The organism is Mycetocola sp. BIGb0189 (assembly GCF_024810155.1).
Classification (GTDB): domain Bacteria; phylum Actinomycetota; class Actinomycetes; order Actinomycetales; family Microbacteriaceae; genus Mycetocola; species Mycetocola lacteus.
Window position 1 is genome coordinate 249,535 of the sequence record NZ_JANUED010000006.1, and the last position, 22,352, is coordinate 271,886.

General features: G+C 66.1%; 21 protein-coding genes. 16 read left to right on the plus strand and 5 right to left on the minus strand.

Annotated features, from left to right (window positions below):
• The first annotated feature begins 42 nt into the window (after positions 1 to 42).
• From alaS to nusB, 10 genes are all read left to right on the plus strand, one after another.
• Complete coding sequence (alaS, locus tag M2390_RS11430) at positions 43 to 2,703, plus strand: alanine--tRNA ligase (protein ID WP_259178811.1); 2,661 nt, start codon at positions 43 to 45, stop codon at positions 2,701 to 2,703.
• The gene (gene ruvX / locus M2390_RS11435; RefSeq protein ID WP_259178813.1) at positions 2,700 to 3,179 is read left to right on the plus strand and encodes a Holliday junction resolvase RuvX; all 480 of its coding nucleotides are present in this window, start codon (positions 2,700 to 2,702) and stop codon (positions 3,177 to 3,179) included. The genes alaS and ruvX overlap by 4 nt, the downstream gene beginning before the upstream one ends.
• Before the next feature lie 2 nt (positions 3,180 to 3,181).
• Positions 3,182 to 4,666 carry an endolytic transglycosylase MltG gene (mltG, locus tag M2390_RS11440; RefSeq protein WP_259178815.1) on the plus strand — a complete coding sequence of 495 codons (1,485 nt, stop codon included), beginning with the start codon at positions 3,182 to 3,184 and terminating at the stop codon, positions 4,664 to 4,666.
• On the plus strand, positions 4,666 to 5,538 hold the full coding sequence (locus tag M2390_RS11445) for a shikimate dehydrogenase (RefSeq protein WP_259178818.1): 873 nt from the start codon (positions 4,666 to 4,668) through the stop codon (positions 5,536 to 5,538). Before mltG ends, M2390_RS11445 begins: the two co-directional genes overlap by 1 nt.
• A gap of 81 nt (positions 5,539 to 5,619) precedes the next feature.
• The gene (gene aroC / locus M2390_RS11450) at positions 5,620 to 6,840 is read left to right on the plus strand and encodes a chorismate synthase (protein ID WP_259178820.1); all 1,221 of its coding nucleotides are present in this window, start codon (positions 5,620 to 5,622) and stop codon (positions 6,838 to 6,840) included.
• Entirely contained in the window at positions 6,833 to 7,345 is a 513-nt protein-coding gene (locus M2390_RS11455; protein WP_259178821.1) for a shikimate kinase, read from the plus strand. The genes aroC and M2390_RS11455 overlap by 8 nt, the downstream gene beginning before the upstream one ends.
• A complete protein-coding gene (gene aroB / locus M2390_RS11460; protein WP_121688547.1) occupies positions 7,342 to 8,427 on the plus strand; it encodes a 3-dehydroquinate synthase in 1,086 nt (361 codons plus the stop codon). The genes M2390_RS11455 and aroB overlap by 4 nt, the downstream gene beginning before the upstream one ends.
• A 19-nt stretch (positions 8,428 to 8,446) precedes the next feature.
• The gene (gene aroQ, locus M2390_RS11465) at positions 8,447 to 8,890 is read left to right on the plus strand and encodes a type II 3-dehydroquinate dehydratase (RefSeq protein ID WP_259178824.1); all 444 of its coding nucleotides are present in this window, start codon (positions 8,447 to 8,449) and stop codon (positions 8,888 to 8,890) included.
• Between the two features lie 106 nt (positions 8,891 to 8,996).
• Positions 8,997 to 9,560 (plus strand): elongation factor P, encoded by a 564-nt coding sequence (efp, locus tag M2390_RS11470; protein WP_030143464.1) that lies wholly within the window; start codon positions 8,997 to 8,999, stop codon positions 9,558 to 9,560.
• Positions 9,561 to 9,562: 2 nt separating this feature from the next.
• A complete protein-coding gene (gene nusB, locus M2390_RS11475) occupies positions 9,563 to 9,982 on the plus strand; it encodes a transcription antitermination factor NusB (RefSeq protein WP_121688549.1) in 420 nt (139 codons plus the stop codon).
• Positions 9,983 to 10,038: 56 nt separating this feature from the next.
• Here nusB and M2390_RS11480 read toward each other — a convergent pair whose 3' ends face one another.
• The 5 genes from M2390_RS11480 to M2390_RS11500 form a co-directional block, all read right to left on the minus strand.
• A complete protein-coding gene (locus M2390_RS11480) occupies positions 10,039 to 11,616 on the minus strand; it encodes a PQQ-like beta-propeller repeat protein (RefSeq protein WP_259178825.1) in 1,578 nt (525 codons plus the stop codon).
• A 126-nt stretch (positions 11,617 to 11,742) separates the two neighbouring features.
• Positions 11,743 to 12,078 carry an L-rhamnose mutarotase gene (locus M2390_RS11485; protein ID WP_259178826.1) on the minus strand — a complete coding sequence of 112 codons (336 nt, stop codon included), beginning with the start codon at positions 12,076 to 12,078 and terminating at the stop codon, positions 11,743 to 11,745.
• A complete protein-coding gene (locus M2390_RS11490) occupies positions 12,071 to 12,925 on the minus strand; it encodes an amidohydrolase (RefSeq protein ID WP_259178827.1) in 855 nt (284 codons plus the stop codon). Before M2390_RS11490 ends, M2390_RS11485 begins: the two co-directional genes overlap by 8 nt.
• 3 nt (positions 12,926 to 12,928) lie before the next feature.
• Positions 12,929 to 13,936 (minus strand): aldo/keto reductase, encoded by a 1,008-nt coding sequence (locus M2390_RS11495; RefSeq protein WP_259178828.1) that lies wholly within the window; start codon positions 13,934 to 13,936, stop codon positions 12,929 to 12,931.
• A gap of 29 nt (positions 13,937 to 13,965) precedes the next feature.
• A complete protein-coding gene (locus M2390_RS11500; RefSeq protein WP_259178830.1) occupies positions 13,966 to 15,288 on the minus strand; it encodes an enolase C-terminal domain-like protein in 1,323 nt (440 codons plus the stop codon).
• Positions 15,289 to 15,435: 147 nt separating this feature from the next.
• Between M2390_RS11500 and M2390_RS11505 the strand changes: the two genes are divergently transcribed.
• The 6 genes from M2390_RS11505 to M2390_RS11530 all read left to right on the plus strand — a co-directional run bounded on the left by M2390_RS11505 (position 15,436) and on the right by M2390_RS11530 (position 22,189).
• Positions 15,436 to 16,113, plus strand: coding sequence for a FadR/GntR family transcriptional regulator (locus tag M2390_RS11505; RefSeq protein ID WP_259178832.1), 678 nt, complete (start codon positions 15,436 to 15,438; stop codon positions 16,111 to 16,113).
• 101 nt (positions 16,114 to 16,214) lie between these two features.
• Positions 16,215 to 17,453, plus strand: a complete 1,239-nt coding sequence (locus M2390_RS11510) for an alpha-hydroxy acid oxidase (RefSeq protein ID WP_259178834.1) — start codon at positions 16,215 to 16,217, stop codon at positions 17,451 to 17,453.
• Between the two features lie 247 nt (positions 17,454 to 17,700).
• Positions 17,701 to 18,933 carry a sugar ABC transporter substrate-binding protein gene (locus tag M2390_RS11515; RefSeq protein ID WP_259178836.1) on the plus strand — a complete coding sequence of 411 codons (1,233 nt, stop codon included), beginning with the start codon at positions 17,701 to 17,703 and terminating at the stop codon, positions 18,931 to 18,933.
• Positions 18,934 to 18,998: 65 nt separating this feature from the next.
• The gene (locus tag M2390_RS11520) at positions 18,999 to 20,348 is read left to right on the plus strand and encodes an alpha-L-fucosidase (RefSeq protein WP_259178838.1); all 1,350 of its coding nucleotides are present in this window, start codon (positions 18,999 to 19,001) and stop codon (positions 20,346 to 20,348) included.
• 58 nt (positions 20,349 to 20,406) lie between these two features.
• The gene (locus M2390_RS11525) at positions 20,407 to 21,330 is read left to right on the plus strand and encodes a carbohydrate ABC transporter permease (RefSeq protein WP_259178839.1); all 924 of its coding nucleotides are present in this window, start codon (positions 20,407 to 20,409) and stop codon (positions 21,328 to 21,330) included.
• Positions 21,323 to 22,189 carry a carbohydrate ABC transporter permease gene (locus M2390_RS11530; protein ID WP_259178844.1) on the plus strand — a complete coding sequence of 289 codons (867 nt, stop codon included), beginning with the start codon at positions 21,323 to 21,325 and terminating at the stop codon, positions 22,187 to 22,189. Before M2390_RS11525 ends, M2390_RS11530 begins: the two co-directional genes overlap by 8 nt.
• Positions 22,190 to 22,352: the final 163 nt, after the last annotated feature.

Below are 22,352 nucleotides of genomic sequence, written 5' to 3' on the forward strand. Positions count from 1 at the left end.
TCGTCGGACTCTTCCCCTCCCCAACGACAGTAGAACGGACCCATGAAAACCGCCGAAATTCGCAAGCGCTGGCTCAACTTCTTCGCCGAGCGCGGCCACACCGTAGTCCCCTCCGCCTCGCTGATCAGCGACGATCCGACGCTGATGTTTACGGTGGCCGGCATGGTTCCGTTTGTGCCCTACTTCACCGGGCTGATTCCCGCCCCGTTCCACCGCGCGACCAGCGTGCAGAAGTGCATCCGCACCTCGGATATCGAAGAGGTGGGTAAGACCCCGCGTCACGGTACCTTCTTCCAGATGAACGGTAACTTCTCCTTCGGCGACTACTTCAAGAAGGACGCCATCACCTTCGCATGGGAGTTCCTGACCGGGAGCGAAGAGGACGGCAAGCTCGGGTTTGACCCGAAGGACCTCTGGGTCACCGTCTACAAGGACGACGACGAGGCCATCCAGTACTGGACCGAGGTCGCCGGCCTGCCCGCCGAGCGCATCCAGCGCCTGGACGCCGACACCAACTACTGGTCCACCGGTCAGCCCGGTCCCGCCGGCCCCTGCTCGGAGATCTTCTTCGACCGCGGTCCCGCCTACGGTATCGACGGCGGCCCGGCCACCGACGATGACCGCTACGTCGAGATCTGGAACCTGGTGTTCATGCAGTACCTGGTTTCGGACGTGAAGTCCAAGACCGAGTTCACCATCAAGGGTGAGCTGCCCAAGAAGAACATCGACACCGGTATGGGTCTGGAGCGCGTGGCGTTCATCAAGCAGGGTGTCGAGAACATGTACGAGATCGATGAGGTGCGCCCGGTCCTGGACCGCGCCGCCGAGCTCTCGGGCCGCGCCTACGGTGCCAACCACGAGGACGACGTCCGCCTGCGCGTGATCGCCGACCACGTGCGCTCCTCGCTGATGCTGATCACCGACGGTGTGACCCCGTCCAACGAGGGCCGTGGCTACATCCTGCGTCGCCTGCTGCGCCGCGTTGTGCGCGCGATGCGCCTGCTGGGTTACGAGGCCGCGAGCTTCCCCGAGCTGTTCGCCGTGTCTCGCGACGCGATGAAGGCGTCCTACCCCGAGGTGGAGGCCGACTGGTCGCGCGTCTCGCGGGTGGCCTTCGCCGAGGAGGAGACCTTCCTCCGCACCCTGGCCGGTGGTACCGAAATTCTTGACGCCGCCGTGGCCGAGACCAAGGCCGCGGGGAACTCGACCCTGAGCGGTAAGACCGCGTTCCTGCTGCACGACACCTTCGGTTTCCCGATCGATCTGACCCTGGAAATCGCCGAGGAGGCCGGTCTCCGCGTGGACCGCGCGGTCTTCGACCAGGCGATGAGCGAGCAGCGCTCGCGGGCCAAGGCCGACGCCAAGAACAAGAAGGGCCACCTGGCCGACCTCTCCGTCTACAGCGACTTCCGTGCGCTGGGCGAGACCGACTTCCGCGGCTATGACGAGCTGATCACCGGTTCGAAGGTCATCGGTGTGATCGTGAACGGCGCCTCGGTACCCGCCGCGAAGGCCGGCGAGACCGCCGAGCTGATCCTCGCCGAGACCACCCTGTACGCCGAGTCCGGTGGTCAGGATTCCGACCAGGGCCGCATCGTGGGATCGAGCTTCGAGGCCGAGGTGCTGGACGTCCAGCGTCCGGTCAAGGGCCTGGTGAGCCACACCGTGCTGATCGATCAGGGAACCGTCGCCGTCGGGGACGAGGCCACCACGATCGTGGACGCCGACTACCGCCAGAGTGCCGCCCGCGCGCACTCCAGCACCCACCTCGTGCACGCCGCGCTGCGCCAGACCCTCGGTCAGGACGCCCACCAGTCCGGTTCCTACAACAAGGCCGGCTACATGCGTCTTGACTTCTCCTGGAACCAGGCCCTCTCGGCCGAGACCAAGAGCGAGATCGAAGACATCGCCAACGATGCGATCCTCGGTAACCACGAGGTCATCACCCGCGTGCTCGGCCTCGATGAGGCGCGCGAGCTCGGTGCGATGGCGCTGTTTGGTGAGAAGTACGGTGACCGCGTGCGGATGGTGGACATCAACGGTGCCTGGTCGCGTGAGCTGTGTGCGGGAACGCACGTTCGCTCCTCGGCCGAGATCGGACTGGTCAGCCTGATTAGCGAGTCCTCGGTGGGTTCAACCAACCGTCGTGTCGAGGCCCTGGTGGGTCGCGAGGCGTTCCGCGAGCTGGCCGCCGAGCGCGCGCTGGTGCAGCAGATCACCGGCAGCCTGAAGACCCCGCGTGAGCAGCTGCCGGAGAAGATCCAGGAGCTCGTCACCGGTCTGAAGGCCGCCGAGAAGAAGATCGCCGGATTCGAGGCCAAAGCCCTCGCCGAGAAGATCCCCGCCCTGGTCGAGACCGCTCAGGTCGCCGGTCAGGTGCGCGTGATTGCCCAGAACCTCGGTTCGGTCGGCTCGGGCGACGACGTGCGTTCGCTGGTGACCGGTGTGCGTGAGCGCCTGGGTGCCGAGGCCGCCGTGGTGGCCCTGGCCGCCGAGGTCTCCGGTCGTCCGGTCATCATCGTGGGCACCAACCAGGCCGCTCGCGATGCCGGCGTGGCCGCCGGTGCGCTGGTGAAGCTTGCCAGTGGCGTGCTCGGCGGTGGCGGTGGCGGCAAGCCCGACCTCGCTCAGGGTGGCGGTCAGGATGTGACGGCGATTCCCGCCGCGCTGACCGCGATCACCGAGCAGATCGGGCGCGCGTGACCCACGAGGGTTTCCGCCGCGGTGTACGCATCGGTATCGACGTGGGCAAGGCCCGCATCGGGGTAGCTCGCAGCGACCGTGATGGTCTGCTGGCTACCCCGGTCGAAACCGTGGCGCGCGCCGAGGACGGCAGTGATCTGGCGGCAATTCGCCAGCACATTGCCGAGCTGGAACCGGTGGAAATTATTGTGGGGTTGCCGCTCTCGCTGAGCGGCGACCGCACCCCCTCAACCGAGGACGCCGTGGGATTTGCCGAGGCGATCGCTCGCCTCGGCACCCCGGTGCGCCTGGTTGATGAGCGCCTGTCCACCGTGACCGCCCACCAGGCGATGCGCGGCGTGGGACGCTCCCAGAAGAAGTCGCGCGGTGTGATCGATCAGGTCGCCGCGGTTATCATCCTCCAACACGCCCTGGACACCGAGCGCGGCCGGGGGATCGCGCCCGGTGAACCGGTGCTCACCGACGAAGGAGCCTGAGTGTGACCGACCCTCAGAACGGACGTTTCCCCGAACGCCTGACCCCCGGAGGTTCCTCCGGCCCCGTCGACCCTGCCGCCGCTGCGGGCCCCGCAGACGCGGCCGTCCCGCGGGATGCCGGCGTGCCAGAAGAGGCGATTGTGCGGGGGGAGGCATCCGGACCGGTCGGGTCGGCGCATCACGAGGAGGACGTCCTCAACCACGTATTCTCCGAGTTGACCGGGGAGCTTCCTCGGGACGTGGTCGAGGCTCATGAACGTGCCCTGCAGGAGCCCGATCCCGTGCTGCCCACGCCGACCAGTCGTCGTGAGGCCCGGGAACAGGCTCAGATTGCCGAAACCCGGGCGCAGCGCCGCGCCGAGGCCGAGGCCGCGCTGGCACAGCACACCGCCGCCGTGCGTGCAGCCCCGAAGCCCAAGAAGCGTCGGCGGCGAGGGTTTGTGGTCGCGGGCATCAGCGTGCTCGTGGTTGCGGCCCTGGTTGGGGTGGGGGCGTTGACGCTGGGGCCGGTCATCCCCAAGCTGATCGAACGGATTTCCTCGATGGATGTGAAGGATTTTGAGGGTGAGGGGACCGGTCAGGTCACCGTAACCATCGCCGACGGGGATGACGGCACGGCCGTTGCTCGTACCCTCTATAAGGACGGCGTGACCGCCTCGGTCGAGTCGTTCTATCAGCTCCTGGTGGCCAGCAGTACCGAACCGGTGTTCCACCCGGGCATGTACTCGCTGCGCAAGGAGATGAGTGCGCAGGCGGCACTGAACGCGCTGCTCAAGCCCGGCAACCGCCTCGAGGGTGGTCTGCTGATTCGTGAGGGTGACACCGGACGCACGATCCTGCCCGCGCTGGCCACGGCGATCGGGGTGCCCGAGGCCGATGTTCAGGCCGCCGCGGCGAACCCGGCAAGCTTTGGGCTGCCGGCCGATGCGGTCACGATGGAGGGCTGGCTCTTCCCGGCCACCTACACGTTCCCCAAGGGGACCACCGCTACCCAGGCCCTGCAGACGATGGTGGATCGCACCAAGCGTGCCCTGACCGATGCCGGTGTGCCCGCCGACCAGTATGAGCGCACCCTCAACGTGGCCTCGATCGTGCAGCGTGAGGCGCGGGCCACCGATGACTTCGCCAAGGTTTCGCGGGTAATCGAAAACCGTCTGGCCGCCGGCATGAAGCTCCAGATGGACTCGACCGCTCAGTACGGTAAGGGTCAGGCCGATGGTTCGGTATGGTCCTCGGCCGAGTCCCTCAAGGATAAAAACGACTGGAATACCTACGAGCGCACCGGCCTGCCGATCGGACCGATCAGTAACCCCGGCGACGACGCGATCAAGGCCGCGATCGCCCCGGCCGATGGCGACTGGCTGTTCTTTGTCACGGTCAACCTCACCACCGGTGAGACCGTGTTCACCAATAACAACACCGATCACGAGGCCGCGGTCAAGCAACTGCGCGACTGGTGCTCGGCGAACCCCGGTAAGGGCTGCTAGTGGCCACCACACACCTCGCGGTCTTCGGCTCGCCGATCGATCACTCTCGTTCCCCAGATCTGCACCGGGCCGCCTATGCGCGGCTCGGTCTGGGGGACTGGAACTATGATCGCCGCGAGGTGGGTGAGGCCGAACTGGCCGAGATCGTGGCCGGGCTGGATGAGTCCTGGCGTGGACTGTCTCTGACGATGCCACTCAAGGGGGAATCGTTCCGGATCGCCGGGGAGCGTGACGAGAACGCGACCCTGACCGGCGCCGTCAACACGCTGCTGTTGGTGCCGGGGGAGGCTCCCCGCGGATTCAACACCGATATTGCCGGGATTGCCGATGCCGTGCGCGGCTTGGTGGGGGAGGACCCGCTGCCACGCGGCGGCGTCGACATTCTGGGCGGAGGTGCAACAGCCGCCAGCGCGCTGGTGGCAGCCGCCCGCCTGGGCGCCCACGCCGTGCGGGTGTTTGCGCGCACCCCGGATCGTGCGGCGCACCTTGAACCCATCGCCGATGCCCTGGGAATTCCGCTGGAAATCCGCCGGTTTGATCAGTATGTGGTTGCCGCCGATACCGACCTGGTGATCTCGACCCTGCCCGGCGGGGCCTCCTCGGGTATCGTGTTCCCGGCGGATCTGCGGGCGCGCACGATCCTGTTTGACGTGGCCTATTCGCCCTGGCCCAGCGCGCTGGCGAGCGAGTGGGTTACCGAAGGCGGTATCGTGGTCAGTGGACTGGAGATGCTGGTCCGCCAGGCGCTCATCCAGGTGCGGATCTTTGTGGGGCACAACCCCGCTCTGCCTCTGCCCGATGAGCACGCGGTCCTCGCCGACATGTATGCGGCGGTGGGGCTGCAGCTGCCCGCAACACCCACCCCCAGTTAGCGGTTTTTCGCCGGATGCCCCGTGCACGCCGGCCTCAGATGTTCATGCGCGGGTCACCGCGACGAGGGAAAGATAGGTGCCATGCTTCGTTGGCTCACCGCCGGAGAATCTCACGGCCCGGAACTGATCGCAATCGTTGAGGGGCTGCCCTCGGGCGTCCCGGTGTCGATGGACGCCATCCGCGAGGACCTCGCCCGCCGCAAGCTCGGTTATGGTCGTGGATCGCGGATGAAGTTTGAGGCCGACGAGCTGCACATCTCCGGTGGCGTGCGTCACGGATTCACCCTGGGTGGTCCGGTTGCGCTGCGCGTGGGGAACACCGAGTGGCCCAAGTGGACCGAGGTCATGAGCCCGGAGCCGGTGGAGCTCTCGGACATGTCCCGTGGTCGCGGCGCGCCGCTGACCCGTCCGCGTCCCGGTCACGCCGACCTGGTGGGCATGCAGAAGTACAACTTTGACGAGGCTCGTCCGATTCTCGAGCGCGCCAGCGCCCGCGAGACCGCGGCCCGCGTGGCCCTCGGTGCGGTGGCCAAGTCGTTCCTGAACGAGCTGGGTGTTGAGCTGGTCTCGCACACCATCGCGATCGGACCGATCCGCGTTCCGGACGGCACCGCGCTCCCGTTGCCCGGCGACGTGGACGCGCTGGACGCCGATCCGCTGCGCTGCTTCGACGCCGACACCTCGGCCAAGATGGTGGCCGAGGTGGATGACACCAAAAAGAACGGCGACACCATCGGTGGCGTGGTTGAGGTGCTCGCCTACAACCTGCCGCCCGGACTCGGTTCGCACGTGCACTGGGACCGTCGCCTCGACGCCCAGCTGGCGCAGGCGATCATGGGTATCCAGGCGATCAAGGGTGTCGAGATCGGTGACGGTTTCGAGACCACCCGCCGTCGCGGTTCGGCCGCCCACGATGAGCTGTTCATCGAGGACGGCGTGATCGTGCGCTCAAGCGACCGCGCGGGCGGCATCGAGGGCGGCATGAGCACCGGAACCGTGCTGCGCGTGCGCGCCGGCATGAAGCCGATCGCCACCGTGCCGCACTCGCTGCGTACCGTGGACACCGCAACCGGCGAGGCCGCCGGTGCCCACCACCAGCGCTCGGATGTCTGTGCCGTTCCCGCCGCCGGCGTGGTCGCCGAGGCCATGGTTGCGCTCGTGCTGGCCAACTCGGTGCTGGAGAAGTTCGGGGGCGACTCGATCGTGGAGACCCGTCGCAACCTCGACGCCTACCGCGCCCACCTGGCAGCCAACCTGCACACCGCCGAGACCTCCAACCCGGAGCTCGCCGCCGGTGAGTAATCAGCAAGTCCCCAAGACGATCGCGATGGTCGGTCCGATGGGCTCGGGAAAAACGAAGATTGGTCGCCGGCTCGCCCGCGACCTGGATCGCCCGTTCATCGATACCGACCAGCGCATCGTCGCCGAGCACGGCGAGATCGCCGGGATCTTCGAGCGGGTGGGCGAGGCCGGTTTCCGCGCCATCGAACGCGAGGTGGTGGCCCAGGCCCTCACCGAACCCGCCGTGGTTTCGCTCGGTGGGGGATCGGTGCTGGATGCCGACACCCGCGCAACCCTGCGCGGATTGCCCACCATCTACCTGACCGTGTCGGAGCGGGTGGTGCGTGGACGCCTGCGCGGCGGCAAACGCCCGCTGGTGCAGAACGACCCCGACGCCTGGCTGCGCATCTTCACCGAGCGTCGCGCCCTGTACGAGGAGGTTGCCAGCGTTCGCTTTGACACCTCCGCCGGACACATCACCGCCCTCGGTGGCAAGATTGCCGCGTGGGCTAAGGAGAACTCATGAGTACCCCCGAACCCACCATCGTTCCCGTTTCCTCCCCGCAGGGTGACTATGAGGTCATCATCGGTCGAGACATCTATGGCGGGATCCCCGCCGTGCTCGGCGAGGGGGTGCAGAAGGTACTGATCGTGCACCCGCCGACCCTGGGTGCCCGCGCCGCCGCCCTGCGTGAGACCCTGGCCGAGCACTATCAGGTGCTCCTGGCCGAGGTGCCCGATGCCGAGGCCGCCAAGCGCGTGGAGGTCGCCGCCTTCTGCTGGCAGATCCTCGGCCAGGCCGACTTTGCCCGCACCGATGCGGTGATCGGTTTTGGTGGCGGTGCCATCACCGACCTCGCCGGCTTCGTGGCGGCCACCTGGCTGCGCGGGGTCAAGCTGATCTCGCTGCCCACCTCGGTGCTGGCTATGGTCGACGCCGCCGTGGGTGGCAAGACCGGCATCAACACCAACGAGGGCAAGAACCTGGTGGGTGTGTTCCACGCCCCCTCGGCCGTCTTCGCCGACCTCTCGGTGCTCGACACCCTGCCGCGCAACGAGATCCTCACCGGCTTCGCCGAGATCGTCAAGGCCGGGTTCATCTACTACCCGGAGATCCTCGACATCATCGAGGCCGATGTTGCCGTGGCCACCAACCCGGAAACCGATGAGTTCCGCCGGGTGATTGAACTCTCGATCGACATGAAGGCCCGGGTAGTGGGCGAGGACTTCCGCGAGGCGGGTCTGCGCGAAATCCTTAACTACGGGCACACCCTGGGACACGCGATCGAGCACGCCGAGCGCTACCAGTGGCGTCACGGTGCCGCGGTTGCGGTGGGCATGGTGTTTGCTGCCGAGCTTTCGCGCCTGGCGGGTCGCCTCTCCGATGAGGCCGTGGACCGCACCCGAGCGATCCTCGACTCGCTGGATCTGCCCACCAGCTACCCCGTGGGCCGCTGGAATACGCTGCTGGCCACCATGCAGCGCGATAAGAAGGTGCGCGCGGGCATGTTGCGCTTCATCGTGCTGGATGATATTGGCAAGCCCAGCGTGCTGACCGCCCCGGAAACCTCGCTCCTGTTTGCCGCATATCAGGAGATCGGGTCCTAGGATCCGGTAGTCTGCGATCATGACCCGCATTCTTGTCCTCAACGGCCCGAACCTCAACCGCCTGGGCACCCGTCAGCCCGAGGTGTACGGTTCGGGGACCCTCGACGACCTCGCGCGCATCCTCCAGGAGGATGCTCCCGAGGGTGTCGAGATCGACCTGCGCCAGAGCAACTATGAGGGGCAGTTGGTCGAGTGGATCCACGAGGCCGCCGATGCGGGCACCCCGGTGATCCTCAACGCGGGCGCGCTGACCCACTACAGCTATGCGCTGCGGGATGCCATCGCGCTGCTCCATGAGCCCGGGGTTCCGCTGATCGAGGTGCACATCTCCAACGTGCACGCCCGCGAGGAGTTCCGGCACACCAGCGTTATTTCTGCCGTTTCCACCGGGGTGATCGCCGGATTTGGATTCGATTCCTACCGCCTGGCGCTCGTTCAGCTGACCGGGTTTGCCGGCCGCTAGGCGGGCCCGCGCGCGCCGTTCTTTGAAGGTTCACGGCGCGTCTACTAAGATGGGTGGGTCGGTCGCACCCGATCGTACCTTTTTTAACTGAACGGAACCGCTTTTCATGGCATCTACCGCTGACATCAAGAACGGCGTTGTCCTCAAGATTGACGGACAGCTCTGGACCGTAATCGACTTCCAGCACGTCAAGCCGGGCAAGGGTGGCGCTTTTGTGCGCACCAAGATGAAGAACGTCGTCTCCGGTAAGACCGTAGACAAGACCTACAACGCCGGCACCAAGATCGAGCTGGAGAGCGTCGACCGCCGCGACTTCACCTACCTCTACGCCGATGGCGATGCCTATGTCTTCATGGACGCCACCGACTACGACCAGATCAACGTACCCGCCGCCGTCGTGGGCGACGCAGCAAACTTCCTGCTCGAGAACCAGGCCGTCACCATCGCCCTGAACAACGGCAACCCGCTGTACGTGGACCTGCCCGCCTCGGTGGTTATCACCATCACCCACACCGACCCGGGCCTGCAGGGCGACCGTTCCACCGGTGGCACCAAGCCGGCAACCATCGAGACCGGATACGAGATCCAGGTCCCGCTGTTTGTTGAGAGTGGCACCCGCGTCAAGGTAGACACCCGCACCGGTGACTACCTGGGCCGCGTGAACGACTAGTAGTGAGCGCCAGAACTAAAGCCCGCAAGCGGGCACTCGATATGCTGTACGGCGCGGACGTCCGCGATCAGCCGATCCACGTGATCCTGACCGCCGAGGCCGCGCGCGCCGCGCATGAACCCGCGCGTGAAGCATCGTGGCTCTACGCCCGGGAGATCGTGGACGGTGTGTTTGATCACGCCGCCGAGATCGACGAGCAGCTGGAAACCTACGCGCAGGGCTGGACCCTCGCCCGGATGCCCGTGGTGGATCGTGCGATCCTCCGCATCGGCGTCTGGGAGATGCTCTTCAACCCGCAGGTCCCGGTGGCCGTGGCCATCGACGAGGCCGTGGAGGCCGCCAAGCAGTTCTCGACGGATGACTCCGCCGGGTTTGTGAACGGCCTGCTGGGCAAGATCGCCCAGGCCAACGCGCTCGGTTAGTCTCCCGTACACACACGGCGGGTGGCATGGTTGACCATGCCACCCGCCGTGTGTTGTTAACCCGCTTCGCCCAGGCCGTAGAGGCTGCGCGCGCCGGTGAGCCCAAACTGGAGGAAGTCCACCCCGACCAACTGGTCGCCCACGGCATAGTATTGAACATCCGAACCCGGTACCGCGTGCTCCCAGAGTGTGCGTCCGGATGCCAGGTCCACCCCGAACAGTCGCGAGGGCCGTGAGCCCTCCCGAGCCTCAAACAGGTAGAGGGTGTCCGTCGAGCGTCCGGCCACCCTCCAGGTGGGGGTCGAATCCGTGGGTGCGGGCAGCGCAAACCGCTTGTTCCCGGTGGCGGTGTCCAGCACCAGTGGTGCCATGTTCTGGGTGGGATCCACGGTTACGGTGATCTCGCGATCGGCGAAGAGTGGTTCCCGCGTCTCATCTCGTGTTCCCTCGCGGAGGAGCTTGCCCGTGTGCGCGTCCAGATAGCTGATGTCGGAAGACGCCCGGGTAATTCGGACATAGCGGTCGTCGACATACTCGAGTCGGGTGGAATTGCCACCGAAGGTATGTGCCCAGACGGTTTTTCCGCTGTCGGCCCGAAGCAGTCGGACGGAGGTTTTTCCCTCGCCCGGAACTGTTTGTTCCACCAGCATTCCGGGGGCGGCGAGCGTATAGGTGGCGTCGCGTTGCAGAGTGTCGAATCTCCGCGACGATCCATCGGCGAGACTGACCAGGGCGTCGCCAACAAACACGTGTGAATCCGAGACCGCGAAGCGCGGTGTCTCGTCCGCTTCGCTGACCGGCGCGTCGGCAGAGGTCGCCGTCCACGACCAGCGCGGCTTATCCAGGCTGCGCGGATCGTAACGACGGATGGTGTCCGCGCTGTAGAGCACGACGCTGTCATCCAGTGAGGATGGCAGCGGCCCGGCCGCCGCGAATTGCTTCGGCCGCGCCGAGATCACGCCTCGGGTGTTTTCGTAGGGAAAGAATCGGCCATCGATGATCGCGGTGCCGAGCTCGGCACCGGTCTCCACATCAAACCCGTACAGTCCGGTGCGCTGGGTGTACTCGCCGGGATCCTCGTTACGCACCAGGACCACGGATTTTCCATCGCCCGAGAGCACGATGTTTCCGCAGTTCACACCCGGAACCTCCCACAGGGCCTCGCCCGTTTCCAGGTCCAGGCGCTGCATTGAAATGCCCGCCGACTCGGGGGTGCCCCAGCAGACGATGATGGTGCTCGCGCCCGTGGGGAGCATCGAGGTCATCGTATACTCGGCGGTTTCGCTGGGCAGCAGGGAGGTGAGGAGTTGCGGGTTGGTGAACGGCGCGCTGCGCGGGCCGGGCTGGGAACGGAGATCCACGGTGCGGGCGGAATCGCGCTCGGGCGGTTCCCCTCGTCCGTTTCCGGGCGTCGAGGTGGCCGGGGCGGCCGGCCAGTCGGAGGGGGCAGCGTCGGGGTCGCGGGCACCGGTGAAAAAGGATTGGATGATCACCCCGGTGGCCACAAGGCCCACCAGCACGGGCACCGCGATCCAGATCAGCACGCGCCGGCGAGAGCGGCGCGGAGCGGGACCGCGGCGTCCGGAATCCTCGGATTTCTCCGGGGTGCGGCGGGGGTCGTTCGCGTCTGACACGCAGGGCTCCGATCGTTGCATTCACGCGCGATGCATGAAACGTAGATCCGAGTCTAGGGTTTTCTGACGGGGGCTCAAATGCGACGAAGCTGCTGCACCCGGCCGTGGCGCATCGGGGTCCCACGGCTAGTCCGTGTGGAAAACCTCGGGCAGTGTGGCCCACCAGTTGGCGGGATCGCGCATGGGGAGCGGTGCCTGAAGCGGTTCGGTGAGGGCCCACCACTCACGGGTGGCGGGATCGGCCCCCATCGCCGCCATATCCGCCTCATAGGAGGTTCCCACGTACTCGAAATAGGAGAACAGGAGGTCGCCGTGACGGTAAATCGAGTAGTTACGAATGTTGCTGCGTGCGATTTGCTCAAGCACGCTCGGCCATACGGCCGCGTGTAGACGCTCGTATTCGGCGCGGTGTTCCGGGGGCAGGCCGATGACCGAGGCCACACGGCGGATGCTGTCACTCATGGGGATCCTTTCCAGGGGTGAGCGCATAGGCGCGCTCGGCCGTGCGGTGGCGCAGGGCCGCCCGCTGATCGAGGGTGAGGGTATCGGTGAGGGCCAGCAGCGCCCGCCAGGTTTCCGCGGGGCCTCCAAAGAGCTCATTGATGGGCCAGTCGGATCCGAGCATCAGGCGGTCGGCACCAAAGCACCGCAGCGCCCGGGTGAGCACCGGTTCCAGCTCGGCCACGGTCGCGGATGCTCGTCCCGCGGGATACAGCCCGGACACCTTGGCCCAGACGTTGGGGCGCGCGGCCGCGTCGGCCAGCGCGCCGTGCCAGTGAGCATCCAGGTCGCCGCCCACCGGTGGTGTGCCCAGGTGGTCCAGGATGATCCGCAGGTCGGGGAAGCGGTCGGCGATGACCGGGATGTGTTCCAGGTGCCGGGGGAGCGCGGCAACGATATCCAGGGGGAGCCCGCGTTCGGCCACCAGCGCGATGCCCGCCAGAACCTCGGGGCGCACCAGCCAGTCGGGATCGGCGCGATCATGGGTCAGGTTACGGATGCCCACGATCGCCGGCTCGGTGCTCAGCCGATCAAGCGCCGCGGCTGCCAGGTCCGGCTCGTGCAGGGGGACGTAGCCCACCACCCCGAGGATCCGGGAATCCGCGGCGGCCACCGCGAGCATATGCGCGGTGTCCTCGGGGTTATCCGCCGCCTGCACCAGGATTGCCCCGCTCACACCGGCCGCGGTGAGGGGCGCTTCGGCCAGGGGCATGTCCCGGTTGATCGGGGCATGGGAATCGTTCAGCCACTCATAGCGTGCCCGGGTACGATCCCATACGTGCAGGTGGGCGTCGATCAGCGCCGACATCAGCTAGCGCGCTCCCGGGACCGGGGCGTCGGCGCGCAGCAGACCGGCACCGACGAGATCGCTCCACAGTGCATCCGGGATTTCCACCTCGAACAGCGCCGCATTGCGGATGACCTGTTCGGCCGTGCGGGACCCCAGGCACACGGTGGCAACCGCGGGATGGGCGAGCGGGAACTGGGCGGCCGCCGCGGGGAGGGTGACGCCGTGCGCCTCACACACATCGGCGATGCGGTTGACCCGTGCGATGAGCTCGGCGCCCGCGGGTCCGTAATTGTAGGGGGCGTCCGCCGCGGGACGGTCCCGGGCCAGCAGGCCCGAGTTGAACACCGCGGCGGCCACGATGCTCACGTTTCGGTCGAGAGCCGCGGGCAGCAGATCATCCAGCGGTTCCTGCTCGAGCAGCGTGTACCGGTTGGCCTGCATGATCACGTCCAGGTCGGTCTCACGGACAAACCGGGCGAGCATGGCCGACTGATTCATCCCCGCACCGTAGGACGCGATGACACCCTCCCGGCGCAGCTCATCCAGCGCCGGGAACGCGCTCGCAAGGGCCTCGGCCTCATACTCGTCGGGATCGTGCACAAACACCACGTCGATCCGGTCGGTCCCCAGCCGAGTGAGGCTCGCCTCGATCGAACGCAGCACACCATCCCGGCTGTAATCGCGCACCCGTTCAAAGGCGCGGGGTACCGCGAAGCCCTCATCATCCACCTCGCCGTTTGCGGCCCGCGGTTTCAGCAGCCGACCAACCTTGGTGGAGAGGACGTATTCGTCCCGGGGGCGCGAGGCCAGGGCCTCGCCGAGGCGGCGCTCGGAGAGCCCGAGTCCATAGTGCGGGGCGCTGTCAAAGTAGCGCACTCCGGCGTCCCAGGCGGCATCCACCGCCGCGCGGGCGCTCGCATCATCCACCTCGCGGTAGAGGTTTGCGATCTGGGCGGCACCGAATGCGAAGGGGCCGGCACGGAGGCCGCCGCGGCCCAGGGCACGGGTGGGAAGGGTATCGAGGCTCATGGGGAAACTCCTACGGGTCGAGACAAAATCTATCGGATGCCGAGCGGGGTCTGGGCGTGTTCGGCCCGCCAGATCGGCCCATCGGGGAACGCAAATTCGCGCAGGGTGGTGTGCAGGATTTCGGTCCCGGCACCGGGGGTCAGCGGGGGGAGATAGCTCCCATCACGCAGGTGTACCGGCGTGACAAAGTGCTCGTGCAGGTGGTCAACAAACTCGATCATTCGGCCCTCCCGGGTGCCCGAGACCGCGATGAAGTCAAACATTGAGAGGTGCTGTACGGCCTCACACAGCCCCACCCCGCCCGCGTGTGGGCACACCCGGGCACCAAACTTGGCGGCGAGCAGCAGGATCGCCACGTTTTCATTGACCCCGGCCACCCGGGTAGCGTCGATCTGGATGACCTCGGCACCGTGCAGTTGGAGCAGCTGCTTAAAGAGGATGCGGTTGGCCATGTGCTCGCCGGTGGCCACCGGGATCGGGGCGATTGCCCTGGCGATGGCCGCGTGGGCGACCACATCGTCGGGGCTCGTGGGCTCCTCAACCCAGGCCACATCGAACGGGGCCAACGCGCGAATCCAGGTGATGGCCTGCTCCACATCCCAGCGCTGGTTGGCATCGATGGCGATGGGGAAGCCGGGCCCGCAGATCTCCCGGGCGATCCCCATCCGGCGGATATCGCTGTCCAGGTCGGCCCCCACCTTGAGCTTGATCTGGGTAAAGCCCGCGTCCAGGGCCTCGCGGCAGAGGCGCGCCAGCTTCTCATCCGAGTAGCCGAGCCAGCCCGGCGAGGTGGTGTAGCCGGGGAAGCCCTCGGCGAGCAGCGTGGCCTCGCGTGCCGTGCGTCCGGGCTCGGCGGCGCGCAGGATCTCCAGGGCCTCATCGCGGGTGAGGGCATCGGTCAGGTAGCGGAAATCGACCAGGTCCACGATCTCCTCGGGGCTCATCCGGGAAAGGAGCTGCCAGAGCGGCAGACCCGCGCGCTTGGCCTTGAGGTCCCAGAGCGCGTTGACGACCGCGCCGATGGCCATATGGCTGACGCCCTTTTCCGGGCCGAGCCAGCGAATCTGTGAGTCGTGGACTAGCTCCTGCCAGGTGCCTCCCATATCCGCGAGGAGTTCCTCGACGTCGCGGCCCTCGAGGCGGGCGGCCACCGAGGCGATCGCCGTGGTTTGAATCTCATTGCCGCGCCCGATCGTGAACACAAACCCGTGGCCGGCATCGCCCGCAGAGGTTTCCAGGGTCAGATAGGCGGCCGAATAGTCGGGATCCGCGTTCATCGCATCCGATCCGTCCAGGGACCGGGAGGTCGGAAAGCGGACGTCGTGGGTGGTGATGGCGGTTAGATAACTCACAGGGACTCCTTTGTGCGCTGCGGATTGCTCGCTCGACTCACACACTATACATCCGATCTTTAGCGCGCAAGCGGCGAAGAAAAACCCGAAAAAAGAAATTTTCGGCAAAATAGGACGGATGTTCTCTCGGTGTCGTACGATATCGATATGCCGGTAACAGATGATGCGATGACGCGAATCCGAGACATGATCGTGAGTGGTCAGCTCGGCCCGGGGGAGCGCCTGCCCCCGGAACAGGAACTCAGCGACATGCTGGGGATCTCCCGCAGCTCGCTGCGCGAGGCCGTGAAGGCGCTCGATGTGATCGGCGTGCTGCGGGTGCGCCGCGGCGACGGCACCTATGTGACCGACCTCGAACCCGAAAACCTGATGGAGGCGCTGGCGTTTGTGGTGGAGATGCACCACGACGACTCCGTCCTGGAGCTCTTCGAGGTGCGCCGCATCCTGGAGCCCGCCGCGAGTGCGATGGCCACCGGGCGGATCACGCCCGAGGAGCTGGCTACCCTGCGCGAGGAGGCCGCCCGCGCGCATGAGGGCATGAGTGTCGAGGAACTGGTTGCGCACGATGTGGAATTCCATCGTCATCTGATCGATTCCAGCGGCAACAGCTACCTCTCCAGCCTCCTGCAGGCGCTCTCCAGTGCCACCGTGCGCGCGCGCATCTGGCGCGGGCTCACCCAGGAGAGCGCGGTTGAGCGTACCCTGGCCGAGCATGCAGCCATCGTGGATGCGCTGGAATCCCGCGATCCCGAGCTGGTTAAGGCGCGGGTGACCGCACACGTGCTCGGGGTTGAGGAGTGGCTGCGCTCCTCCATTAACGGCTAGCGCTCGCCGGCCCGGGTCCCGAGCCGGGATCCACGCCGAGATTTTTATACACACCTGTGGTCTGACCACACGAACGAAAATTCCCCCCGGGAAAGGACATCATGGTAGAACGACGCATTCCCCGCCCACGGGATCTGGCTCCGCTGATGCGCTTCAAAAAGCCCGAGTTCAACGCGCGTACGCGCCGGCTCGCCCAGGCTTCCACGATCGCCGACCTGCGGCTGATCGCCAAACGGGTCACCCCTACCGCCCCCTTCGATTACACCGACGGCGCGGCCGAGAGTGAGATCTCGCTGGCCCGGGCGCGACAGGCGTTTTCGGATATCGAGTTCCATCCGGCCGTCCTGCGTGATGTTTCCCGGGTGGACACCTCGCGCACGGTGCTCGGGGATCGGGTCGCGCTGCCCTTCGGAATCGCCCCCACCGGGTTTACCCGAATGATGCAGACCGAGGGGGAGCGGGCCGGTGCCGCCGCCGCGGCCGCCGCGGGCATCCCCTTTACCCTCTCGACGATGGGCACCACCTCGATCGAGGACGTGGCCGCGGCCGCACCGGGTGGCCGCAACTGGTTCCAGCTGTATATGTGGACCGAGCGGGAACGCTCGCTGGCCCTGGTGGAGCGGGCGGCCGCGGCGGGCTATGACACCCTCGTGGTCACCGTAGACACCCCCGTGGGTGGCGCGCGCCTCCGTGATGTACGCAACGGCATGACCATTCCGCCAAGCCTGACCCCGAAAACCATCGTGAATGCGATTCCGCGTCCGGCCTGGTGGATCAACTTCCTCACCACCGAGCCGCTGGCCTTCGCCTCGCTGGATCGCTGGTCGGGTACCGTGGCCGCGCTGATCGATACGATGTTTGACCCGACCCTCGGGCCCGAGGATCTGCGCTTCATTCGGGAGCAGTGGAAGGGCAAACTCGTGGTCAAGGGGGTGCAGTCCCTCGCCGATGCGAAGCTCGCGGTGGATCTGGGGGCCGACGGGATCGTGCTGTCCAACCACGGTGGACGCCAGCTTGATCGCGCCCCGATCCCGTTCCACCTGCTGCCGCGCGTGGTGAAGGAGGTGGGGGCCGACACCGAGATCCTGCTGGACACCGGGATCATGAACGGTGCCGACATCGTGGCCGCGGTCGCCCACGGCGCCCGCTTCACCCTGATCGGCCGCGCGTATCTCTACGGGCTGATGGCCGGTGGCCGCGAGGGTGTTGATCGGGCGATCCAGATCCTGCAGGGGGAGATTGTGCGCACCATGAAGCTGCTCGGGGTGGCGAGCCTGGACGAGCTCGAACCCGCACACGTCACACAACTTACCCGTCTGGTCCCGCTCACGCACTCCTAGCGGTTGGCGCGACCGTGCGCAAATACATCAGATGTTAAAAATCGGGCATCTTCACGTCATTTTGGCGAGAAGGTGCCCGATTCCCTGTATCTGCGCTATTTACCGCCAAAACTGAGCAAATTTTCAGATCGGGCAAGACTGAAAAATTCGCTTGACAGCTCCGATGTTTATGTGTTTGAGTAGCACTGCGCATCGAGGCGCCGGATCATCGGATGTCTGCGATCGCCATGACCAAGGAGGACTTGCAATGAAGCGTCGTCTGATGTTTGGGGTGGCAGTGGCCGCGGCTGCGGCTCTCACCCTCGCCGGATGCAGCGGTTCCGGCGACTCGAAGAAAGAGGCCGGCTCACTGACCTGGGCGATGTGGATCGCCGGCCAGGAAGACCAGAACGCCTGGCAGAAGGTGGCCGATCAGGTCACCACCGACAACCCCGGGGTGAAGGTCACCATCCAGGGTGCGCCCTGGAACGACTACTGGACCAAGATCAGCACCCAGCTGAGCTCCAACAACGCCCCGTGCATCGTCTCAATGCAGAGCCTGCGCGTCTCCAACTACACCGAGGGTCTGCTGCCGCTGGATGAGCTGGTGAAGAAGTCCGGTCTCAACCTCGATGAGTATGACCGTTCGGCCCTGGACGGCCTGACCGTGGACGGCAAACTCTACGCGCTGCCCTATGACACCGGCCCCATGCTGCTGTTCTACAACAAGGACATGTTCCGCGAAGCCGGTGTTGAGCTGCCCACCCCGGACTGGAGTGTTGACCAGTTCGAGGCCGCCGGAGAAAAGTTCAAGGCCAAGGGCAAGACCCTGTTCGCCTCGACCGTCGAAGACCTCTACCTTGAGTCCCAGATGCTCGCCTACAACGGCGGAAAGCTGCTCAAATCCGACGGATCCCTGGACATCGAAAACCCCGAGTTTGCGAAGGGTCTGGACTGGCTGAACTCGCTGGTAAAGAAGGGGTACGCGACCCAGGCCAGCGGTGCCGACAGCAGCGCCGATGACAATGCGTTTGTCAACGGAGACGCCGCAAGCTACATCGATGGTGCGTTCTCGCTGCTCGGCCAGAAGGCCAAGGTTAAGTTTGACCTGGGTGTGGCCACCCTGCCGGCCGGAACCACCCCGGCAACCTACTCGGCCGGATCCGGCTTTGGTATCTCCAAGCAGTGCGATCAGCCCGAGGACGCACTCAAGGCCATCACCACGATGACCGGAGAAAAGGTGCTCACCGAGCTCGCCAGTGCCGGTCGCGCGTTCCCCGCCCGCACCGCCGCACAGCCCGCATGGTTCGCCAACACGGGACTGGACGGTGTGGAGGAAACCTTCGCCGCCGCCCAGAAGTCCGCAATCCCGCTGCCGGGAAACCCGGCCTCCGAGCAGATCAACCAGCTGCTTGCCCAGTATGCGATCCAGGCGATCAACGGGCAGTCCACCGGGGCCGAAGTCCTCAAGCAGATTGCCGCACAGATTCCCAGTAAGTAGTTTTCCCGGGTGCCGCCGCGTGCGGCACCCGGTTTCCCCATTCGGCCACCATCAAAGGAGATCCCATGGCCATGTTCCAGGACAACCCCGTCCGTCCCGACAACTACGCACGCTTTGAGCGTCCCACCCCGGCCTGGTTCAGCGGCGCAAAACTGGGCATCTTTGTGCACTGGGGTCCGTACTCGGTGCCGGCCTGGGGCGAGCCGATCGGCGCGCTGGGCACGATCGAGAAGACCCACTGGTTTAAGCACAACCCGTATGCGGAGTGGTACTTCAACACCATCCGCATCGAGGGCAGCCCGGCGGCAGAACACCAGAAGACCGTATACGGTGGCGCACCCTATGACGACTTTATCGATGCCTGGAAGGCCGAGAACTTCGATGCGGATGCGGTCCTCGATCTGGTTCGTCGCACCGGTGCCCGCTACTTTGTCCCCACTACCAAGCACCATGACGGGGTGACCCTGTGGGATGCGCCGGGCACCAACGGCCGTAACACCGTGGCCCGAGGACCCCGGCGTGACCTGATCGGCGAGTTCGCCGACGCCACCCGTAAGGCCGGCCTCCGCTTTGGCGTGTACTACTCCGGCGGCCTGGACTGGCACTTCCGTCCCGAGATTCCGCCGATCGCCAACGAGGAGGAGGATCTGCGTCCCCTCGACGCGGGCTATGCCGAATACGCGTACCACCACGTGGATGACCTGCTTGATCGCTATGCCCCCGACGTGCTCTGGGGAGACATCGAGTGGCCCGATGCGGGCAAGCCCTCGGGCCCGTTCAGCATGGAGAACCTGTTTGAAAAGTTCTACACGCTGCGTCCCGACGGGGTCTCCAATGACCGCTGGGGCGAAACCCACTGGGACTACCGCACCAGCGAGTACGAGCACGGCCGCGGTGCCGAGGGGGACGGCCAGGCCTGGGAAAACTGCCGTGGCGTGGGCTACTCGTTCGGATTCAACCAGCTGGAGGATGCCTCCCACCTGCTGAGCGGCCCCGACGCCGCCGCAAACTTCATCGACATCGTCGCTCGCGGCGGCAACTTCCTGCTCAACATCGGACTGACCGCCTCCGGCGAGGTCCCCGAGGGCCAGCGCGAAACCCTCGAACACCTGGGTGCCTGGAACGACCTCAACGGCCACGCGGTCTTTGACTCCGAGCCCTATTCCGCCGGCGGCAATCGGGATGAGCCGTGGGTGCGCTGGACCCGCACCGGCAACACCGTGCACGCATTCATCGGGTCACCCGGTGAGGTGGTACTCGGTGGGCTGCCCGCGGAGATCGTCCTGAGCACCGCACGGGATGCCCACGGCACCCCGGTATCCGCCGAAGCCACCGCCGAGGGTGCCCGCATCCTGGTTCCGGTGCCCGAGGTTGCCGGTCCGGTGCTGGTGAGCTTTGATCTGAGCGCGGCATGAACCACCCGGCGGCCTCGATGAGGCGGCGCGTGGGTGCCGGCCGGGATCGGGGGACACCGTGACGCAGACCATCCGCTCGGCGAAAAAGGCCCCGCGCCCCGAGAGCGCCGACCAGCGCGGGCGACGCTCCTGGTGGGGTGCGGCCTTTGCCGCCCCGCACGCGCTGGGCCTGATCATCTTCACCCTGGTGCCGATCATCGCCTCCCTGGTGGTGAGCATGCACAACTGGCCGATGATCGGCGAGCAGAAATTCATCGGCCTCGACAACTATGCGGCCCTGCTCGGCGACCCGGTGTTCCTGGAGACCATCCGTAACACCCTGTTCTTCACGGTTCTCTACGTGCCGCTGAACCTCGCGGTTTCGCTGGCCCTCGCCGCCTGGCTCACCCCGCGGATCCGGCACCGCCACATCTTCCGGGTCATCTTCTTCATCCCCGTGGTGACCCCGATCGTGGCCAACGTGGTGGTGTGGAGGCTGATCTATCAGCCCGGCGGACTGATCGATGGGGCCACCCAGTCGATCTTCGGTTTCCCCGCCCCCAACTTCCTCGCCGATGCCAACTGGGCGATGATCGCGATCGTCGCGATGAGCGTCTGGCAGGGCTTTGGTTACAACATGCTGATCTTCTCGGCCGCCCTGGACTCGGTGCCCGAGAACCAGATCGAGGCCGCCCAGCTGGACGGTGCCAATGCCTGGACCGCGTTCTGGAGTGTGAAGTTCCCTCTGATCACGCCCTCGATCTTCTTTGCCACGATGATGACGCTGATCACCTCGTTCCAGGTGTTTGTGCAGCCGTTCATCCTAACCAAGGGCGGTCCCGGATCCTCCACGATGACGCTGGTGCAGTTCATCTACAACCAGGGGTTCCGCTATCAGCAGCTGGGCGTGGCCTCGGCGGCCGCCTGGATCCTCTTTGTCATCATCCTCGGCGTTACCGCCGTGCAGTTCATCGGTCAGCGAAAGTGGGTGCACTATGAGTAGCATCGCGGTGCGACGTCGGGTGCAGCTCACCCCGGCGAAACGAATCCGTCGGGTCATCGGCTATCTCCTGCTGTGCATCGTCGCGCTGGGGTTTATGGTCCCGCTGATCTATATGGTGGCGACCTCACTCAAGCCCGCCGATCAGGTGTTCACCACCCCGCCCACGCTGTGGGGTGACCAGCTGCGCTGGGAAAACTACGTCGAGGCCTTCACCTTCTTGCCGTTTGGGAAGTTCATGCTTAACGGCCTGTTTGTGGCGGTGGCCGGAACCACGATCAACATGGCCGTCGCGGTGCTCAGCGGCTATGCCTTCTCCCGCATTCGCTGGCGCGGGCGCAACCTGGTGTTTGTGCTGTTCCTGGCCACGCTGATGATTCCGCAGGACGTGCTGGTGGTTCCGATGTACGTGATGATGCAGCAGTTTGGCTGGGTGGACACCTTCCAGGCCCTGATCATCCCCTGGGCCTTCACCGCACTGGGTGCATTCCTGCTGCGGCAGTTCTTTATGACCGTGCCCTATGAGCTGGATGATGCGGCCCGGGTGGACGGTGCCGGAACCGTGCGCACCTTCCTGCTGATCATGCTGCCGCTCGCGCGCCCCTCGATGGCGGTGCTCGCGGTGTTCACCTTTATCGCCTACTGGAATTCGTTCCTCTGGCCGTTGATCGTGGTGAATGACATCAACGCCCTGGGGACGATCCCGCTGGGGCTCCAGTCCTTCTTCGGACAGCAGGGCAGCCAGTGGCACCTGGTGATGGCGGCGTCGGTGATCTCGATGGTGCCCACGGTGCTGCTACTGATCGTGCTGCAGAAGCACCTGGTGCGCGGCATCGTGACCAGCGGTATGGGCGGACGCTAGCGCTCGCCGGGGTGTCCTGCACGGCAGAGACGGGGGGGGGGGGGGGGGGCCCCCCCCCCCCCCCCCCCCCCGCGGGGGGGGGGGGGGGGGGCCCGCCCGCGCGGGGCCGCGCGCCGCACCGCGCCCACGCCGGCCCCCACACCCCCAAGAACGACGGCGGGCC

Excerpts from the sequence above, each read along its gene's own strand:
- alaS (WP_259178811.1), top strand. The coding sequence starts at position 43 with ATGAAAACCGCCGAAATTCGCAAGCGCTGGCTCAACTTCTTCGCCGAG.
- aroC (WP_259178820.1), top strand. The coding sequence starts at position 5,620 with ATGCTTCGTTGGCTCACCGCCGGAGAATCTCACGGCCCGGAACTGATC.
- aroB (WP_121688547.1), top strand. The coding sequence starts at position 7,342 with ATGAGTACCCCCGAACCCACCATCGTTCCCGTTTCCTCCCCGCAGGGT.
- aroQ (WP_259178824.1), top strand. The coding sequence starts at position 8,447 with ATGACCCGCATTCTTGTCCTCAACGGCCCGAACCTCAACCGCCTGGGC.
- efp (WP_030143464.1), top strand. The coding sequence starts at position 8,997 with ATGGCATCTACCGCTGACATCAAGAACGGCGTTGTCCTCAAGATTGAC.
- M2390_RS11485 (WP_259178826.1), bottom strand. The coding sequence starts at position 12,078 with ATGAGTGACAGCATCCGCCGTGTGGCCTCGGTCATCGGCCTGCCCCCG.
- M2390_RS11490 (WP_259178827.1), bottom strand. The coding sequence starts at position 12,925 with ATGTCGGCGCTGATCGACGCCCACCTGCACGTATGGGATCGTACCCGG.
- M2390_RS11495 (WP_259178828.1), bottom strand. The coding sequence starts at position 13,936 with ATGAGCCTCGATACCCTTCCCACCCGTGCCCTGGGCCGCGGCGGCCTC.
- M2390_RS11505 (WP_259178832.1), top strand. The coding sequence starts at position 15,436 with ATGCCGGTAACAGATGATGCGATGACGCGAATCCGAGACATGATCGTG.
- M2390_RS11510 (WP_259178834.1), top strand. The coding sequence starts at position 16,215 with ATGGTAGAACGACGCATTCCCCGCCCACGGGATCTGGCTCCGCTGATG.
- M2390_RS11515 (WP_259178836.1), top strand. The coding sequence starts at position 17,701 with ATGAAGCGTCGTCTGATGTTTGGGGTGGCAGTGGCCGCGGCTGCGGCT.
- M2390_RS11520 (WP_259178838.1), top strand. The coding sequence starts at position 18,999 with ATGGCCATGTTCCAGGACAACCCCGTCCGTCCCGACAACTACGCACGC.
- M2390_RS11530 (WP_259178844.1), top strand. The coding sequence starts at position 21,323 with ATGAGTAGCATCGCGGTGCGACGTCGGGTGCAGCTCACCCCGGCGAAA.